A 15,532-nucleotide genomic window follows, 5' to 3' on the forward strand; every position below is an offset into this window, starting at 1 on the left:
ATAAAATTCAGTGACTGTAACTGGAAGAAGACATATACCGATACGTTCAGATGGTTCGATATCACGATGGCCGAACGCGCGGACCCCCACCACGTCGCGGACCGACTCGTCTGTCCGAACTGTCCGGCGGACTATCCGACGCCGTTCTCGAAGCGCTATATTAGCTGCCGGCGCTGTGGCACCGAGTTCCTGGCTCCCGACGAGGCCCGCGACGAGGACGACGGAACCGAACCGGACCCCGAGAGCGGACACGAACCGATCCGCCGGACCGACGGCGGAGGCGCCGAACGGGTCGACGGACGGGAGAGCGCCCGACGAATCGATCGTCGACTCGATCGAGGAACCGTAGAAGGGGACGGAGACCGGATCGGACGCTCCCTGCGAGCGATCCGGAGGAGCGCTCCGGTGATCGCACTGGCGTTCAACGTCGCGGCGCTCTCGCTGTGGGGGCTCGGACTCGCCTCCTTCGAGATCGCCGTGCTGACCGTCCTGCTCGTGATGAACGGGGTCGCCGTCCAGGATCGCCTCTAGGCGACGTCCTCGAGGACGGCCCGTGCAGCCGTTCGGCCACTTCGTATCGCAGCCTGGATCGACGACCAGCGGGTGTAGTCGCCCGCCAGGTAGACGGGACCGTCGGGATCCCGCGGATCGGGCAGTCGCTCGTAGATTCCGGGTGGCTGGGCGAACTGAGCGAACTCGATTCGATCCGTGCGGCGGGGCTCGAGCGCGTCGAACCGTCGCTCGGGGTACCACGCCTCGAGGGTCTCGCGGGTGATCGCCGCGAGCTCGTCGTCGCTCTCCTCGCGCTCGCCCAGGTACGTCGCGCTGAGCAGTTCCGCGCCGTCGGGCGCGTACTCCGGGGCGACCGCGCTGTGGGGGACGACGTGGTTGGGTCCGTCCTTGGTCGCGTTCAACAGAAGCCGCTTTCCGGTCTCGAGGTCGGTTCCACCGGGCAGCTCGTAGTACTGAGTGACACAGGAGCGCGCGTCGGTCGGGATCGATTCGACGCCCGTTAGCTCACTGGCCGCGAGCGGGTCGGTCGCGACGACGACCGCGTCGGCGGCGTCCTCGCCGTCCGCGGTGGTCACCGTCGCCGACTCGCCGTTCGTCCCCTCGCTCGAGACGTCGGTCACTTCGGTCCCGAGCTCGATGCTGGCGCCGGCGACCCGCGCCTCCTGGGCGAGCTGGGCGGGGATCGCGGCCATCCCGGTTGCGGGCACGGCCACGCGGCTCGTCAACAGGGTCCGGAACGTGTACTCGAAGACCCGACTCGAGGTCGACAGCGACCGATCGAGACAGATCCCGCCGTAAAAGGGTGCGACGAAGTTCCCGATGAACCGATCCGAGAACCCTCGTTCGCGGAGATACTCCTCGATCGTCGTGTCCGAACCGGCGGTCTCGAAGATCGCCTCCGGATCCCGCCGTGCGAGTTCGGCGGCGAGGCGAGCGACTCGAAGCTTGTCACCCGTCGAGACCTCCCGGCTGGCGAGGGTCGCGGGCAGCGCCTTCGGCTCCCGGATCGGATCCGAGAGCGTCGATCGGCTCCCCGGTCTAGCGATACAGGCGCCGGGAGCGAACCGACGCAGGTCGAGGGCGTCGAGGTCCAGTTCCGCTCGGACGGCGGGGTAGGACGGGAAGAGAACCTGGAATCCGCGATCGAACCGGAACCCCTTCCGCTCGTGGGTCCACACCCGGCCGCCGACGTTCTCGGCTCGTTCGAACAACGTTACGTCTAGCCCCGCCCCGGCGAGATGTCGGGCGGCGACGAGTCCGGCGAGTCCGCCGCCGGCGACGGCGACTCGCGGCGTCTGGGTCATACCCCCTGGTTGGAAACCGAGACGGAAAGTCGTACCCGTCGCGGTAGCCGGCTCGAGGGGCGGCGATCGGAGTCTGCTCACGTCCTCCGATACCGGACAGCTATAACGGGTGCCGACCGTGGAGCCGGTATGGTCGACGCGACCCTCATGCCGATCGAGCGCGGCACGATCACGACCGACTTCAACCATGTTCTCGAGGGCCACACGGTGGGGACGGCCGACGACCCCAACCCCGAGGCGACGATGGGCGACGGCCCCGTCTATAACGTCGTGATCGATCACCCCGAGGCGACGATCCTCTGGGACACCGGCTCTCACCCCGAAGCCGATTCGGGTCACTGGCCAGCAGAGCTGTATGCCGCCTTCGAACACACCGGGCTCCGACCCCTCGAGGACGACCTCGAGTCGGCGGGGTACGTCCTCGAGGATATCGACTGCGTGATCCAGAGCCACCTCCACCTCGACCACGCGGGCGGGCTGTACGCTTTCGAGGGAACCGACGTCCCGATCGTCGTCCACGAGCGGGAGCTGAAACACGCCTACTACAGCGCCAAGACCGACGAGGGCGACGAGGCCTACCTCGCGGGCGACTTCGACCGGGACCTCAACTGGGAGCTCGTTCACGGCGACCGCGAACAGCGCTTTCGCGACCTCGAACTCGTTCGCCTGCCGGGGCATACGCCCGGTCTGCTCGGGGTTCGGCTCGAACTCGAGGACGCGGGCACCGTCCTGATCGCGGGCGACCAGGCCTACGTCCGGGAGAACTACGAGGACGAACACCCGATGGGCGGGAGTCTGCTGTGGTCCAAACGCGCCTGGTTCGAGAGCCTCCGGCTGCTCGAGGAGGAACAACGGCGCCACGACGCCACGATCGTCTGCGGGCACGACGAGCGGGATCTCGAACGGTTGCGGGAGCTGTAGCACACCGATCGTCGTTCCTGTCCGATCGTGACAACGAATTTGTAGTATCGGACAGTAGCGGTCGATGATGAACCGACGGTCGACGCCTCGAGGCCGATCCGACGGATGACGGACGAGCAGACTCGCTCCGCGAGGGACGGATCGTCGTCGCTTCGCGACTGGCTCCGGATCTACCTCACGGGGATCTGTATGGGCGGGGCCGATATGGTGCCCGGAATCTCGGGCGGGACGATCGCGCTCGTCGCGGGGATCTACGAACGGCTCGTCACCGCGCTTGCGGCCCTCGATCCGCGCGCGTTCGCGTCGGTTCGGTCGGCGCGAGCGGGCCAGCGCCGGCGACGGCTCGTTACGATCCTCGAGTCGATGGACGTCCCCTTCCTGCTGGCACTGGGTGCCGGTATCGCGACCGCCGTCCTCGCGGTGTCGCGGGTGGTTCCCCTCGCGTTCGAGCGGTATCCCGTCGCGATGAGCGCCTTCTTCTTCGCTCTCATGGCCGCCTCGGCGATCGTCATCTACCGGAGCGTCCCCGTCGAGACGGCGGGCCAGCGCGCCGTCGGCGTCGTCGGCGCCGTCCTGGCGTTCGGCGTCAGCGGCGTGACGGCCGCCGGAGGCGGCGGAAGTCTCCCGGTCGTGGTTCTCGCCGGCGCGATCGCGGTCTCGGCGATGGTGCTCCCGGGGATCTCCGGCGCGGCGTTTCTCTACGTTCTGGGCCAGTACCAGTACCTGATGGCGTCGCTGAACGACTTTTTGGACGCCGTCGCCGCAGTTCCCCGAGGTGGCGGCGTCGGCCCCGTAATCGACACCGGTCCAGTCATCGCCGCCTTCGTGGTCGGAGCCGTCCTCGGACTGCTGACGATGGCCAGGGCAGTGGCGTGGGCGCTCGACCGGTACCGCGTCGCGTTGCTCGTCTTCTTGGTCGGGCTGATGGTCGGCGCCTTGCGGCTCCCGATCGAACAGGCTGCCGCCGAGACGATCCCCCGGACGCCGGGACGGCTCGCCGTGGTCGTCCTCGCGCTCGTCGTCGGTGCCGGCGCGGTGTTCGTCCTCGATCGGCGGACGGATTCCCTCGAGTACACGTGACGATCGCTCACTGCCAAATCCGAACGGACCGAGTCGTTATGCACAGTTAGGCAGGTAACGGAGAGACAATCCATCTCTCGGATATCTATTCCCGGACTTCGGTCGGAAGCAGTGTGTGCTTCCTCTGACCGGGGAGAGATGATCATGGTACTGCCACTCTCGGAATCGTTATCTGTCTCCCTCCCATCCGTTTAGAAGCAATGGCAAACGGTAAGGTTGATTTCTTCAACGACACTGGCGGTTACGGTTTCATTTCGACTGAGGACGCGGACGAGGACGTTTTCTTCCACATGGAGGACGTTGGCGGCCCCGATCTCGAAGAAGGACAGGATATCGATTTCGACATCGAACAGGCCCCCAAGGGCCCGCGTGCGACCAACGTCGTCCGCAACTAACACCGAGTTTCAACCGTCGCCATACGGCGACGTGTGATTGACTCCATTTTTCGAACGCTACGCCCAGTAGCTGGCGCTCTCGTACTCTTTGAACTGCCGTAGAGAGAATCAAGCTGATGGGTGTGCTGAATGCACGCTGTGAGTCCAGCACGACGACTTCGGTTGTTTCACGCCGAAACCGGTAACCACTCGCTCAATACACGTGCGAACCGGGTAGTGCATACTGAGTGATAAGCACTCCTGCCTTTTCTTTCCACATATTTGGTACGATCGCCCGTATATATTTCCCATGTCCAAGTTATATTGCTATCTCTGGGTGATTGAGCATGTACAGCGCCGTCGTTTGTTAACTGATTTACATTCCTACGTGACGTGGGTTGTACGAGCGGTCTAGGCGATCCCACGAGCTGACTCCGAAGCGGTACCCGAAATCGAACACCGAGGACGCTCTCGCCGCTACGTTCCGGCTTCGCCCCGGGCCTGCTCGACCGCGTAGCCGGCGTTGAGTACTGTCGCGTCCTCGAACCGCGCGCCGACCAGCATCAATCCGATCGGGAGCCCGTCGACCTCGCCCGCGGGGACGCTGATGGCGGGGTGGCCGGTGCGGTTGAACGGCGAGGTGTTGGCCGGCACGTCGGTCTCGAGGAGCCGATCGAACGCGTCCCGGTCAGGGTCGTGTTCGGGCGCGGTCACGTCCGTCGTCGGCATCGCGAGGACGTCGTACTCCTCGAGGGCCGCGTCGTACTGTTCGGCCAGCTCGAGCATCAGGTTCATCCCGGCCGCGTAGTACCGGGAGTGGTAGCGGCTGAGGGTGTACAGCCCCTGGAGCAGCTTGAGCTTGAGGTTCGGGGGGAAGTCATAGCCCTGTGCGCGCTGGAACTTGCCGAAGGCCTCGACCCACGAGGTGCTGTACCAGGCCTTCCAGCCGTGGCCGATCCCCTGGCCCATCATCGCGGCCACCAGCCCCTCGTTCGTACAGATCTCGTGGATCGTGTCGGCGTCGGCATGCAGCGGGATCGAGACCTCCTCGACGGTCGCGCCGCGCTCCTCGAGGTGATCGATCGCGTCCCGGACCTGCTCGTCGACGCCCGGGTCGCCGTTGGGTTTGTCGAACCCCTCCTCGAGGACGCCGACCGAGAGCTCCGAGACGTCGCCGTCGAGCGCGTCCTGGTAGCGTTCGGTCGGGACGTCCGTCGGCCGCCGGAGGTGAGCCGCGTTGCTGCCGGCGATTTCGGTGAGCATCTCCGCGGCCGTCTCGACGTCGGGGGTCATCGGGCCCGGGTGGTCGATGGTGTGCTCGAGGCCGACACAGCCGGTGTAGGGAACCAGCCCGTAGGTCGGTTTGTGGCCGACGATGCCACACAGTGAGGCGGGGATCCGGATGCTCCCGCCCTGGTCGCTCCCGATCGCGGCGTCGACCTCGCCCTCGACGACCGCGACCGCGCTGCCGCCGCTCGACCCGCCCGCGAGGTAGTCGTCGTCGCGGGGGTTCGTGATCGGGCCGAACGCTGTATGGCCGATCCGGGTGACGGCCATGTCGTCCATGTTTGCCTTCCCGACGATATCGGCGCCGGCCTCGAGCAGCCGACTGACCACCGTCGCGTCGGCGTTCGGAACGTACCCCTCGACGACGTTCGATCCGCAGGTCATCTCGACGCCGGCGACCGCGACGTTGTCCTTGATCGCGACCTCCCAGTCCGACAGCGGCCCCTCCGCGTCGCCCTCGACCTCACATTTGGTGACCCAGGCGTTGTGTGGGTCCTCGTCGTCGTCGAGCCGGGTTCCCGGGCTCCGGGGCCGGGTTCGCGTGATCGGCCCGCGAGGCTCGGGATCGTACGCCTGGATGGTCTCGTACTCCTCGAGATTGTCGGTGAGCTGCTCGTGGTAGAACTCGACTTCGTCCGGCGTGAGATCGAGGAACAGCTCCTCGCCCAGCTCCCGGACGTCGTCCTCGGACGGCGGACGGATTGGCATACCCACCCATCACCGCTACAACAAAAAGGGATTCAGCATGACCCTGCGCAGTCGATTCCGTCGCGAGAGCCGATCGCGGGGAGCCACGGTCCGAGGACGCGACGAGCTAGACGAGCGCCTCGAGATCGGTCGGCCGCTCGAGCAGCCGGTACTCGCCGTCGTCGTACGCGACGACGTCCTCGTGGCGGAGGTGATCGAGGTGGGCGTAGGCCTCGCCGGGGCCGTGGACGATGTGGATCCCCTCGAGATCGCCAAAGAGGTGAGCGCTGACCGTCCAGGCGTCGGCTGGGCCGTGTTCCTCGAGGACGTCCAGGACGTTTCCGGTTCGCTCGCGGTGGTGGTCGAGGATCGTCCGCGCGCGCTCGGAGGGGTCCTCGATGGGATCGCGGTGGCCCGGCCAGACCCGGTCGTACTCCCGGTCGATAAACGACCGCAGCGTCTCGGCGTACTTCTCGAGGGGGCGCTCGACTCGAACGTCCGCGCCACCGACGTTGGGGGTGTAGACGGGGAGGACGGCGTCGCCGACGAACGCCTCTCCGCCGGTTCGTGAGGGCACGTCAGCCGCCGCTCCGCGGTCCGACTCCGCACCGTCGCGGATCTCGAAACAGCACAATCCAGCCGCGTGGCCGGGCGCGTGGACCGTCTCGAGGGTCGTCCCACCGACTTCCAGGACGGTTCCGTCCTCGATGGGGGTCGGTTCTGCGGGCAGCCCCTCGATGTGGACCGAGCCGTCGAGAAACGCGAGCAGCTCTTCGCGGGCGTCCTCGGGGAGCCCCCACTCCTCGAGCAGCGTCTCACGGCGGTCGTCGAGGGCGGCGACGGCCGCCTCGTCCTGCTCGACGAGGGGAGCGTCTGCCTCGTGGACGTACACCGTCGCGTCGCTCTCGCGTTGAATCTCGCCGGCCAGTCCCGCGTGATCGACGTGAAAATGCGTGAGCACGATATCGTCGACGTCGGCGAACTCGTAGCCCCGTTCGGCGAGCCCGTCCCGGAGGTCGGCCCGGATGTCGTCGGTCGCGACGCCGGTATCGACCAGCGCGAGCTCGTCCCCGTCGGCGAGGACGTAGGCGTTGTTCCGTCCCTCGAACTCCTCGTTCCCCAGCGTGATCCTGTCCATACGGGGGTGTCACTCGTCGGTCAGTGATAACTCGACTGGTACCGGAACCGTCGCTTCCGCCCCTTCGACGCGAGCTACGCGTCCCCGTCGGCGCCCGCCGCGGATCGGCCTTTCGCCGTCGGCAACCGTCGGCGCCGCGGCGACGTGACCGCGTCGCCCGCCCCCCGAATGCGCCCGTCGGGGTCCTCGACGGCGAGCCACTCGCGGAGTCGGTCGAGACCGGCTTGCAGCATACTGACGCCTTTTAGGGCAACGGCCAAAAGTGTTGTTGCAGCGACCGTTTCGAACGGTTCGAACGCCCTGACTCCCGGAGGACCGTTTGGGAACCAGATCTCAGTCGTCGAGCTCGGCCCGCAGCAGCTGGTTGACGTCGCCCGGATCCGCGCTGCCGCCGGTCTTTTGCATCACCTGGCCGACCAGGAAGTTGATCGCGCCGTCGTCGCCCGACTCGTAGTCCGCGACCGCGTCGGGGTTCTCCTCGACGGCCTCGACGACCGCCCGCTGGACCTCGTCCTCGCCGGTTTTGCCCAGCCCTTCCTCGGCGACGACCTCGTCCGGCGTTCGGCCGTCGTCGAGCATCGACCGCAGCACCGTCTCGCGGGCGTTTTTCGCCGTGATCTCGTCCTCGGCGACGAGCTCGACCAGGCGCGTGACCTCGTCGAGCCGCCCCTCGATGTCCGTAATCGCCATGTCGCGGTAGTTGAGCTCGCCGAGCAGGTTGTCCGCGACCCACGTCGCCGCCAGATCGGGGTCGTACTCGCCGGCGACGTCCTCGTAGAAGTCCGCGACCTGTTTCGTCGAGGTGAGCTTCGAGGCGGCCTCCTCGCTCAACCCGTACTCCGCTTCGAAGCGCTCGCGGCGGGCCGAGGGCAGTTCCGGGATCGCGATCTCCTCTTTCCAGCCCGAGACCCGCAGCGGCGGCAGGTCGGCCTCCTCGAAGTACCGGTAATCTTTCTCCTCTTCCTTCGAGCGCATCGAGACCGTGATCCCCCGCGACTCGTCCCAGTGGCGGGTCTCCTGCTCGACGGCCCGGCCACGCTGGATCGCGTTCTTCTGGCGGGTCTCCTCGTAGGCCAGAGCCTTCTGGGCGCCCTTGTGACTCGAGATGTTCTTGACCTCGGTGCGGTTGGCCGCGGCGAGCGCGTCCGGGCCGATCTCGGTGGCGTCCTCGCCCTCGATCTCCTCGGCGGGAATGATCGAGAGGTTGGCGTCGATCCGGAGGCTGCCGTCCCGCTCGGGCTCGAAGACGCCCAGATACTCGAGGACGTCCTCGAGTTCGGCCAGGAACGCGCGCACCTCGGCGGGGCTGCGGAAGTCCGGCGCCGTGACGATCTCCATCAGCGGCGTCCCCGCGCGGTTGTAGTCGACGAGCGTGTACTCCGCGGAGTCGATCCCGCCGCCACCGCCGACGTGTTGCAGACTTCCGGGGTCCTCCTCGAGGTGGGCCCGCTCGATGGTTACCGTGCGGCGGTCGCCCTCGACGCTGATCTCGAGTTCGCCGTCGGCACAGATCGGCTCGTCGTACTGGGTGATCTGGAAGTTCTTGGGCAGGTCGGGGTAGTAGTAGTTCTTCCGGTGGAAGCGGGTCTCCTCGGGGATGTCGGCGTCGATCGCCTTCCCGACCTTGACCGCGCCCTCGACGGCGGCCTCGTTGAGGACGGGGAGGGCACCCGGCAGGCCGAGACAGACGGGACAGACGTTCTCGTTGGGATCGTCGGTCTGGTCGGTCGAACAGCCACAGAAGATCTTCGTGTCGGTCTCCAGCTGGACGTGGACCTCGAGCCCGATGACGGTGACGAGGTCGCCCTGCTGGACGGTCTGGGCAGTCATTGACGGCGATTCGGGCCCGCAGGGGTAAAACGTAACGGGACGTCCTCGACGGGACGCCGACCGGCGACGGAAGGCGACGAACGCCGACCCCGGGCCGAACGGGCGCACGACACCGGGGCGGTTCTCCCTATCATATCACTTCTCTGAACATAATAGCCAAATGGACGCGGACGAACACCCAACTGATGAGCGTCGAATCTGTTCCCGCCGTCGAGCGGTTCGCGGCCGCGCTCGCCGACCTCGACGTCCCGATCACTCGCACGGCACCGACCGAAGAGGCGTTCGAGGACGCCCTCCGAACCGTCGTCGCCGAGCCCGATCCCGAGGCGGTCGTCGGAACACCCCTCCCGTTCGGGACGGTGTCGCTTCCCGGCTGGGTCGACGACGAGCCGACGCCGGCCGTCCTCGAGTCGGCGACAACCGGCGTCACCGCCGCGTCGCTCGGGATCGCGGAGTACGGCAGCGTCGTCCTCCCCGGGACGCCGGACGGATCCGAGCCGGTGAGCCTCTTTCCGGAACACCACGTCGCCGTGCTTCGGGAGCGTGATCTCGTCGCCGACATGCCGACGGCGATCGAGCAACTCGGCCCCCAGCTCCGGGACGGCGCCAGCGCGATCGTCGCGACCGGTCCCAGCGCGACCGCGGATATGGGGGCGCTCGTGAAAGGCGCCCACGGGCCGAAGGCGGTCCACGTCGTCCTGATCGAGGACGGCGCGACCGATTCGAGCGACGCGACGGACCCGATTGGGGGTGAGGACTCGTGAGCAGCGACGCCCGCGAGGCGAAGGCAGCCCGGATTCGACACCTCCTCGAAACCGAGGGTGACGCCGTCGAGGCGAACACGATCAAGTTCAACGAGGGCCGCTACGAGTCGGTCGCCGATCTCGAGGAGTACGAACGGCTGAAATCGGAGGCGCGCGCGATCAAGGAGGACGCGATCGAGCGGCTCCCGGAGCTGATCGAGGCGGTTCGGGAGACCGTCGAGGCGAACGGCGGCACTGTCTACCTCGCCGACGACGCGGCCGACGCGAACCGCTACATCCGCGAGGTCGCGGACAAGACGGCGGCCGACCGCCTCGTCAAGTCCAAATCGATGACCAGCGAGGAGCTCGAGGTCAACGAAGCGCTCGAGGCCGACGGCGTTGACGTCGTCGAGACCGACCTCGGCGAGTGGGTGTTGCAGGTCGCCGACGAGGCGCCCTCTCACATCGTCGCACCGGCGATCCACAGGTCCGAGGCCGAGATCGCCGAGCTGTTCAACGCGCAGTTCGATCCCGAGGAACCCCTCGAGACCGCCCAGGAACTGACGATGTTCGCCCGCGAGCGGTTGGGAGAACAGATCGCCGACGCCGATATCGGAATGACGGGGGCGAACTTCATCACGGCCGACTCGGGCTCGCTCGTGCTCGTCACAAGCGAGGGCAACGCCCGAAAGACGGCCGTCGTTCCGGACACCCACGTCGCCGTCGCCGGGGTCGAGAAGATCGTCCCCTCCGTCGAGGACCTGTCCCCGTTCATCGAACTGATCGGCCGCTCCGGAACGGGCCAGGATATCACCTCCTACATCTCCCTGCTGACCCCGCCCGTCGACTCACCTGTCGTCGACTTCGAGGACGCCGACGTCGCGTTCGCCGACCGCGACGACGACCGGGAGTTCCACCTCGTGCTCATTGACAACGGCCGCATGGCGATGCGCGAGGACGACCAGCTCCGGGAGACGCTGTACTGCATCCGGTGTTCGGCCTGCGCGAACACGTGCGCGAACTTCCAGTCGGTCGGCGGCCACGCCTTCGGCGGCGAGACCTACTCCGGCGGGATCGCGACGGGCTGGGAGGCCGGCGTCCACGGCCAGGACTCCGCGGCGGAGTTCAACGACCTCTGTACCGGCTGCTCCCGGTGTGTCGAGGCCTGTCCCGTCGAGATCGACATTCCCTGGATCAACACCGTCGTCCGCGATCGGATCAACCGCGAGGACGACGGCCAGTTCGACTTCCTCGTCGAGGGGCTCACGCCCGACGCGGAACCCGGCGGCGTCGACCTCCAGAAGCGGCTGTTCGGCAACTACGAGACGCTCGCGAAGCTGGGCTCCGCGACCGCGCCGCTCTCGAACTGGGCGACGACGCTCGGTCCCGTGCGCACGCTCATGGAGAAGACGGTCGGCGTCGACAGCCGTCGCCCCCTCCCTGAGTTCGAACGGCAGACGCTGGTCGACTGGTTCGAGGACCGCGGCCCGGGGGTCTCGGCCGCCGACGCCGAGCGCGAAGCCGTGCTCTACCCGGACACCTACACCAACTACATCGACGTCGAACGCGGGAAGGCTGCCGTCCGCGTCCTCGAGGCCCTCGACGTCCACGTCAGGATTCCGTCGGTTCCCGGCAGCGGCCGCGCGCCGCTCTCCCAGGGGATGATCGAGACGGCCGACGAGACGGCGAGCCGGGTGTACGCCGGCCTCGCGGAGCACCTGGACGCGGATCGCGACGTCGTCGTCGTCGAACCCAGCGACCTCGCGATGTTTCACAGCGAGTACGAGAAGCTGCTGCCCGAGCGCTCGTTCGAACGGCTTCGGGATGGGAGCTACGAGGTGCTCGAGTACGTCTACGGCTGTCTCGAGAACGGCGCCGAGGGATCGCGACTGCGAACCGGCGACCGCGGTCCGGAGCTGGCCTACCACTCCCACTGCCAGCAACGGACGCTCGGACTGGACCGGTACACGCGGGCCGTCCTCGAGCGCCTCGGGTACGACGTCCTCGAGAGCGACGTGGAGTGTTGCGGGATGGCCGGCTCGTTCGGGTACAAGGAGCAGTACTACGAGCTGAGCATGGACGTCGGCGAGCGGCTGGCCGCCCAGTTCACGACGTCCGAGGCGAGCGATCGACTGGTCGTCGCGAGCGGGACCTCCTGTGAGGACCAGCTCGAGGACTTGCTCTCCCGCGACGCGGTGCACCCGGTCGAGGTGCTCGATCCTCGATCCCGCCACCACTGACGTTCCCGCTCGCGGTGGTCGGGTTCGTCGCCGGCGTCGACCCCATCCTGGATCGGCTTCGGACGATGACCAACGTCACCGGCGACCTCGCGGTCACGACGGTCGTCGCCCACTGGAACGACGGGATCGACTTCGAGAGCGGATCGTGGGCCGATCCCACTCGCGGACTGGAAATCGGCGAGGAGAGCGCACCGAGCGACGACTGAGTTTCTGGTCGCTTTTTTTTATCCGTTCGTCGCCTGTCCCGACCCCTGAGGGTATAAACCGGGGCGGATCGTATGTGGGAGAGAATGTCTGTCGAAGATAGCGCCGCTGGCGGACATCCGCTGGATCCGCTAGCACCGTCCGAGATCGAACGGAGCTGGGAAGTCGCGACCGAAGAGCGCGGGCTCTCCGAGGACGCACGTGCGATCGAGATCACGCTCGCCGAACCGCCGAAGGCGGCGCTTCGGGCGTTCGAGGACGGCGACTCGAGACCGGAGCGACGGGCGCGGATCGTCATCCGCGACAAGGCGGAGGGGGCCTCCTACGAGGGGATCGTCTCGCTCGAGGACGACGCGATCGTCGAGTGGACCGAGATCGAGCGCGGCCAGCCGCGGATGATCGGCGAGGAGTTCGTCGAGGTCGAACAGACGGTAACAGCCGACGAGGAGTTCCGCGAGGCGGTGTGCCGACGGGGTGCCGATCCAGATCTGGCGATCGTCACGGCCTGGTCGGCCGGCTACGACTTCGTTCCCGAGGACGTCGACCGGAATCGGCGACTGGCACACGGTATCGCCTGGGTACAGGGCGACGCTGAGGACGAGGGTGCGGAGGCGTACAACCGACCGCTGTCGGGAATCCACGCGTGGGTCGATCTCGACGACCGCGAGGTGGTAACGGTCGTCGACACGGGCCCGAAAACGGAAGACGTCGTCGGGAACCTCCGGACGAGCTACTACCGCGAGGACAAACGCGATCTGCGCGAGGACCTCAAGCCGTACAACGTGGTCCAACCGGAGGGGCCGAGCTGGGAGGTCGACGGCCACACCGTCGAGTGGCAGAACTGGCACGTTCGAGTGGGGTTCAACCACCGCGAGGGGCTGGTGCTTCACGACGTCAGCTACGAGGACGACGGCGACGAGCGGACGATCCTCCGGCGGGCCTCCTGGCCGGAGGTCGTCACCGCCTACAACGACCCCGATCCCGACCACGACTGGAAGGCCCCCTTCGACGTCGGCGAGTACGGGCTCGGCCGACTGGCGAACTCGCTGACCGAGGGGTGTGACTGTCTGGGCTATATGCACTACTGGGACGCCGCGCTCAACGACGCCGACGGAAACGCGCAGGTGATCCCGAACGCGATCTGTCTCCACGAGGAGGACTACGGCCTCCTCTGGAAGCACTACGACTGGCGGGTCGGCGACCACGAGGTGCGACGCAACCGGCGGCTCGTGATCTCGTTTATCTCGACGATCGGGAACTACGACTTCGGGTTCTACTGGTACTTCTACCAGGACGGCAGTATCGAGGGCGAGGTCCGACTGACGGGATGTAACGCGACGGGACTGCTCGGCGAGGACGACCGGGAGACGGGGTACGCCGAGACGATCGGTCCGGGCCACAAGTCGATGCTCCACCAGCACGTGTTCAACTGTCGGCTCGATTTCGAGGTCGACGGCCCGACGAACACCGTCCGAGAGGTGAACCTCCGGGAAGTGCCCTACGGGCCCGAGGGGTACGATCCGACGCCCCACGCCGACGCCGACCGAGAGCACCTGAACCCGCACGGGAACGCCGCCTACGTCGACCGCACGCGGTTCGAACGGGAGTCCGAGGCCAAACGGCTGACCGACACCCACGCGGGTCGCTACTGGGAGATCGTCAACGAGGACGTCCGGAACGACGCGACGGGCGAACCGGTCGGCTACCGGCTGGTGGGCGGTGACGGAACGAACACCACGTTCCCGATGCAGGCCGGCTCCGGCGTGGTGAAGCGGGCGGGCTTCGCGAAAAAACACCTCTGGGTCACACAGTACGACGACGACGAGCGCTACGCCGCGGGTAAGTATCCCAACCAGAACCCCGGTGGCGAGGGGCTGCCGGCCTGGACCGAGGCGGACCGATCGATCGCGGACGAGGACGTCGTCGTCTGGTACAACCTCTGCCAGACCCACGTCTCGGTACCCGAGGACTGGCCGATCCTGCCCGCGAAGATGGTCTCGTTCAAGCTTCAGCCCGCCCACTTCTTCGAGGAGAACCCGGCGATCGACGTCCCCCCGGAGCACGCGATCAAGGACATCGAGCAGTGGTCGACCGACCGCCAGGAGTCGATGGAGCTCGACGAGTGAGGACTGCCCCTACTCGTCTTCGAAGTCCTCGAACTCGAGATCCAGCTCGTCGAAGAGCTCGACGACGAGCTCGTAGTCACTCCGGTCGGCCTCCTCGATGCCGGTAAACCAGAGCTCGTACTCCTCGTCGACGTCGTCGGGGATGAGATCCTCCTCCTCGGCGTCGAGCAGCGCTTCCCTGACGTCGTCGCGAACGGGCTCGTCCCAGTCGCTCCGGGCCGCAATCGGCGCTCGCGGGAGCGGATCCGAGACGGCGATCAGCTGCAGTTCCTCCGCCCCGTCCTCGAGTTCCGATCCCGCGTCCTCGTACTCCGCGGAGTGTTCGACGAACTCCTCGTGTTCGTCGAACTGCTCCTGGGGGATCTGCGGCGCGGAGGCGAACGCACCCGTCGCCGCGGCCGCGACGGTGTCGTCGTTGATCATCTGTTCGCGGGTCGTATCGTGGTCGTCCGCGGTCTGGATCTCCAGATCGTTCGCGTCACCCTGCGGGAAATCGCCGATGTCTAGCCCGGCCTCGCTCAGCATCATCGCCGGCGCGAGCGTTCCGCTGAACGACAGGAGTGCGCCGGTGGCCATCGTCTCCCCCGCGAGGTCGTCGATGCTCTCGATGTCGCTGTCCGGCGTGGTGATGATCGTCGAAAAGTACAGCGGCCCGCCGAAGGCCGTCCGCATCCCGAGGACGTCGGCGAACTCCTGGCTCCCCGGGAGCCCCGTCGGCGACGTATCCGCGATCTCGGCCTGGTTGGTGTTGAGCGCCTCGAAGGTCTCGACGTAGCTACCGGCACGGATGAGTTCGATATCGGCGCCGGTTTCGGCCTCGAGGTACTCCTTCATCGGGGTGTACTCCTCGACGATGTCGGTCTGTTCCTCCGCCGGATTGAGAACGAACCGAACCGGATCGTCGCTCTCCCTGCCGCCGCCGTCTCCCTCCCCGAGACAGCCGGCCAGTCCCGCGAGTGCGGCCCCGCCGGTCGCGGTCAGAAACGTTCGCCGAGTGTTGGTACCACGACGTGGTTGCTTCACCATATCTCGTACCGAGAGTTAATAATTATAAAACCAACGAGATTCGATCGCGAGCGATTCGT

At 66.9% G+C, this 15,532-nt stretch carries 13 protein-coding genes and 1 pseudogene; 8 read left to right on the forward strand and 6 right to left on the reverse strand.

Annotation, left to right across the window (positions count from 1 at the left end):
- Nucleotides 1-66: 66 nt before the first annotated feature.
- On the forward strand, nucleotides 67-531 hold the full coding sequence (locus NATOC_RS02805) for a hypothetical protein (protein WP_015319899.1): 465 nt from the start codon (nucleotides 67-69) through the stop codon (nucleotides 529-531).
- Here the strand turns inward: NATOC_RS02805 and NATOC_RS02810 are convergent.
- Complete coding sequence (locus tag NATOC_RS02810) at nucleotides 528-1,817, reverse strand: NAD(P)/FAD-dependent oxidoreductase (protein WP_015319900.1); 1,290 nt, start codon at nucleotides 1,815-1,817, stop codon at nucleotides 528-530. The two genes, NATOC_RS02805 and NATOC_RS02810, sit on opposite strands and share 4 nt — an antisense overlap.
- 129 nt (nucleotides 1,818-1,946) lie before the next feature.
- Between NATOC_RS02810 and NATOC_RS02815 the strand changes: the two genes are divergently transcribed.
- From NATOC_RS02815 to NATOC_RS02825, 3 genes are all read left to right on the forward strand, one after another.
- Entirely contained in the window at nucleotides 1,947-2,738 is a 792-nt protein-coding gene (locus NATOC_RS02815; protein WP_015319901.1) for an N-acyl homoserine lactonase family protein, read from the forward strand.
- Between the two features lie 105 nt (nucleotides 2,739-2,843).
- Nucleotides 2,844-3,818 carry a DUF368 domain-containing protein gene (locus NATOC_RS02820; protein ID WP_015319902.1) on the forward strand — a complete coding sequence of 325 codons (975 nt, stop codon included), beginning with the start codon at nucleotides 2,844-2,846 and terminating at the stop codon, nucleotides 3,816-3,818.
- A gap of 200 nt (nucleotides 3,819-4,018) precedes the next feature.
- A complete protein-coding gene (locus tag NATOC_RS02825; protein WP_008421723.1) occupies nucleotides 4,019-4,213 on the forward strand; it encodes a cold-shock protein in 195 nt (64 codons plus the stop codon).
- A gap of 456 nt (nucleotides 4,214-4,669) precedes the next feature.
- On the opposite strand, the gene NATOC_RS02830 is transcribed toward NATOC_RS02825, so the two are convergent.
- From NATOC_RS02830 to gatB, 4 genes are all read right to left on the reverse strand, one after another.
- A complete protein-coding gene (locus NATOC_RS02830) occupies nucleotides 4,670-6,187 on the reverse strand; it encodes an amidase (protein ID WP_015319903.1) in 1,518 nt (505 codons plus the stop codon).
- Between the two features lie 106 nt (nucleotides 6,188-6,293).
- On the reverse strand, nucleotides 6,294-7,304 hold the full coding sequence (locus NATOC_RS02835; RefSeq protein ID WP_015319904.1) for an MBL fold metallo-hydrolase: 1,011 nt from the start codon (nucleotides 7,302-7,304) through the stop codon (nucleotides 6,294-6,296).
- A 74-nt stretch (nucleotides 7,305-7,378) separates the two neighbouring features.
- Complete coding sequence (locus NATOC_RS22190; RefSeq protein ID WP_015319905.1) at nucleotides 7,379-7,537, reverse strand: hypothetical protein; 159 nt, start codon at nucleotides 7,535-7,537, stop codon at nucleotides 7,379-7,381.
- 100 nt (nucleotides 7,538-7,637) lie between these two features.
- Nucleotides 7,638-9,134, reverse strand: coding sequence for an Asp-tRNA(Asn)/Glu-tRNA(Gln) amidotransferase subunit GatB (gene gatB, locus NATOC_RS02840; protein WP_015319906.1), 1,497 nt, complete (start codon nucleotides 9,132-9,134; stop codon nucleotides 7,638-7,640).
- A 185-nt stretch (nucleotides 9,135-9,319) separates the two neighbouring features.
- Between gatB and NATOC_RS02845 the strand changes: the two genes are divergently transcribed.
- From NATOC_RS02845 to NATOC_RS02860, 4 genes and pseudogenes are all read left to right on the forward strand, one after another.
- Nucleotides 9,320-9,898, forward strand: coding sequence for a LutC/YkgG family protein (locus NATOC_RS02845; protein ID WP_015319907.1), 579 nt, complete (start codon nucleotides 9,320-9,322; stop codon nucleotides 9,896-9,898).
- Complete coding sequence (locus tag NATOC_RS02850) at nucleotides 9,895-12,117, forward strand: LUD domain-containing protein (RefSeq protein ID WP_015319908.1); 2,223 nt, start codon at nucleotides 9,895-9,897, stop codon at nucleotides 12,115-12,117. Before NATOC_RS02845 ends, NATOC_RS02850 begins: the two co-directional genes overlap by 4 nt.
- Nucleotides 12,072-12,323, forward strand: a pseudogene (locus tag NATOC_RS02855) (cation:dicarboxylate symporter family transporter); the annotation flags it as partial. The gene NATOC_RS02850 and the pseudogene NATOC_RS02855, both read left to right, overlap by 46 nt.
- Nucleotides 12,324-12,407: 84 nt before the next feature.
- A complete protein-coding gene (locus tag NATOC_RS02860) occupies nucleotides 12,408-14,447 on the forward strand; it encodes a primary-amine oxidase (protein ID WP_015319909.1) in 2,040 nt (679 codons plus the stop codon).
- Between the two features lie 9 nt (nucleotides 14,448-14,456).
- On the opposite strand, the gene NATOC_RS02865 is transcribed toward NATOC_RS02860, so the two are convergent.
- The gene (locus NATOC_RS02865; RefSeq protein WP_015319910.1) at nucleotides 14,457-15,473 is read right to left on the reverse strand and encodes a PhnD/SsuA/transferrin family substrate-binding protein; all 1,017 of its coding nucleotides are present in this window, start codon (nucleotides 15,471-15,473) and stop codon (nucleotides 14,457-14,459) included.
- Nucleotides 15,474-15,532: the final 59 nt, after the last annotated feature.

The organism is Natronococcus occultus SP4, from assembly GCF_000328685.1.
Lineage (GTDB): Archaea > Halobacteriota > Halobacteria > Halobacteriales > Natrialbaceae > Natronococcus > Natronococcus occultus.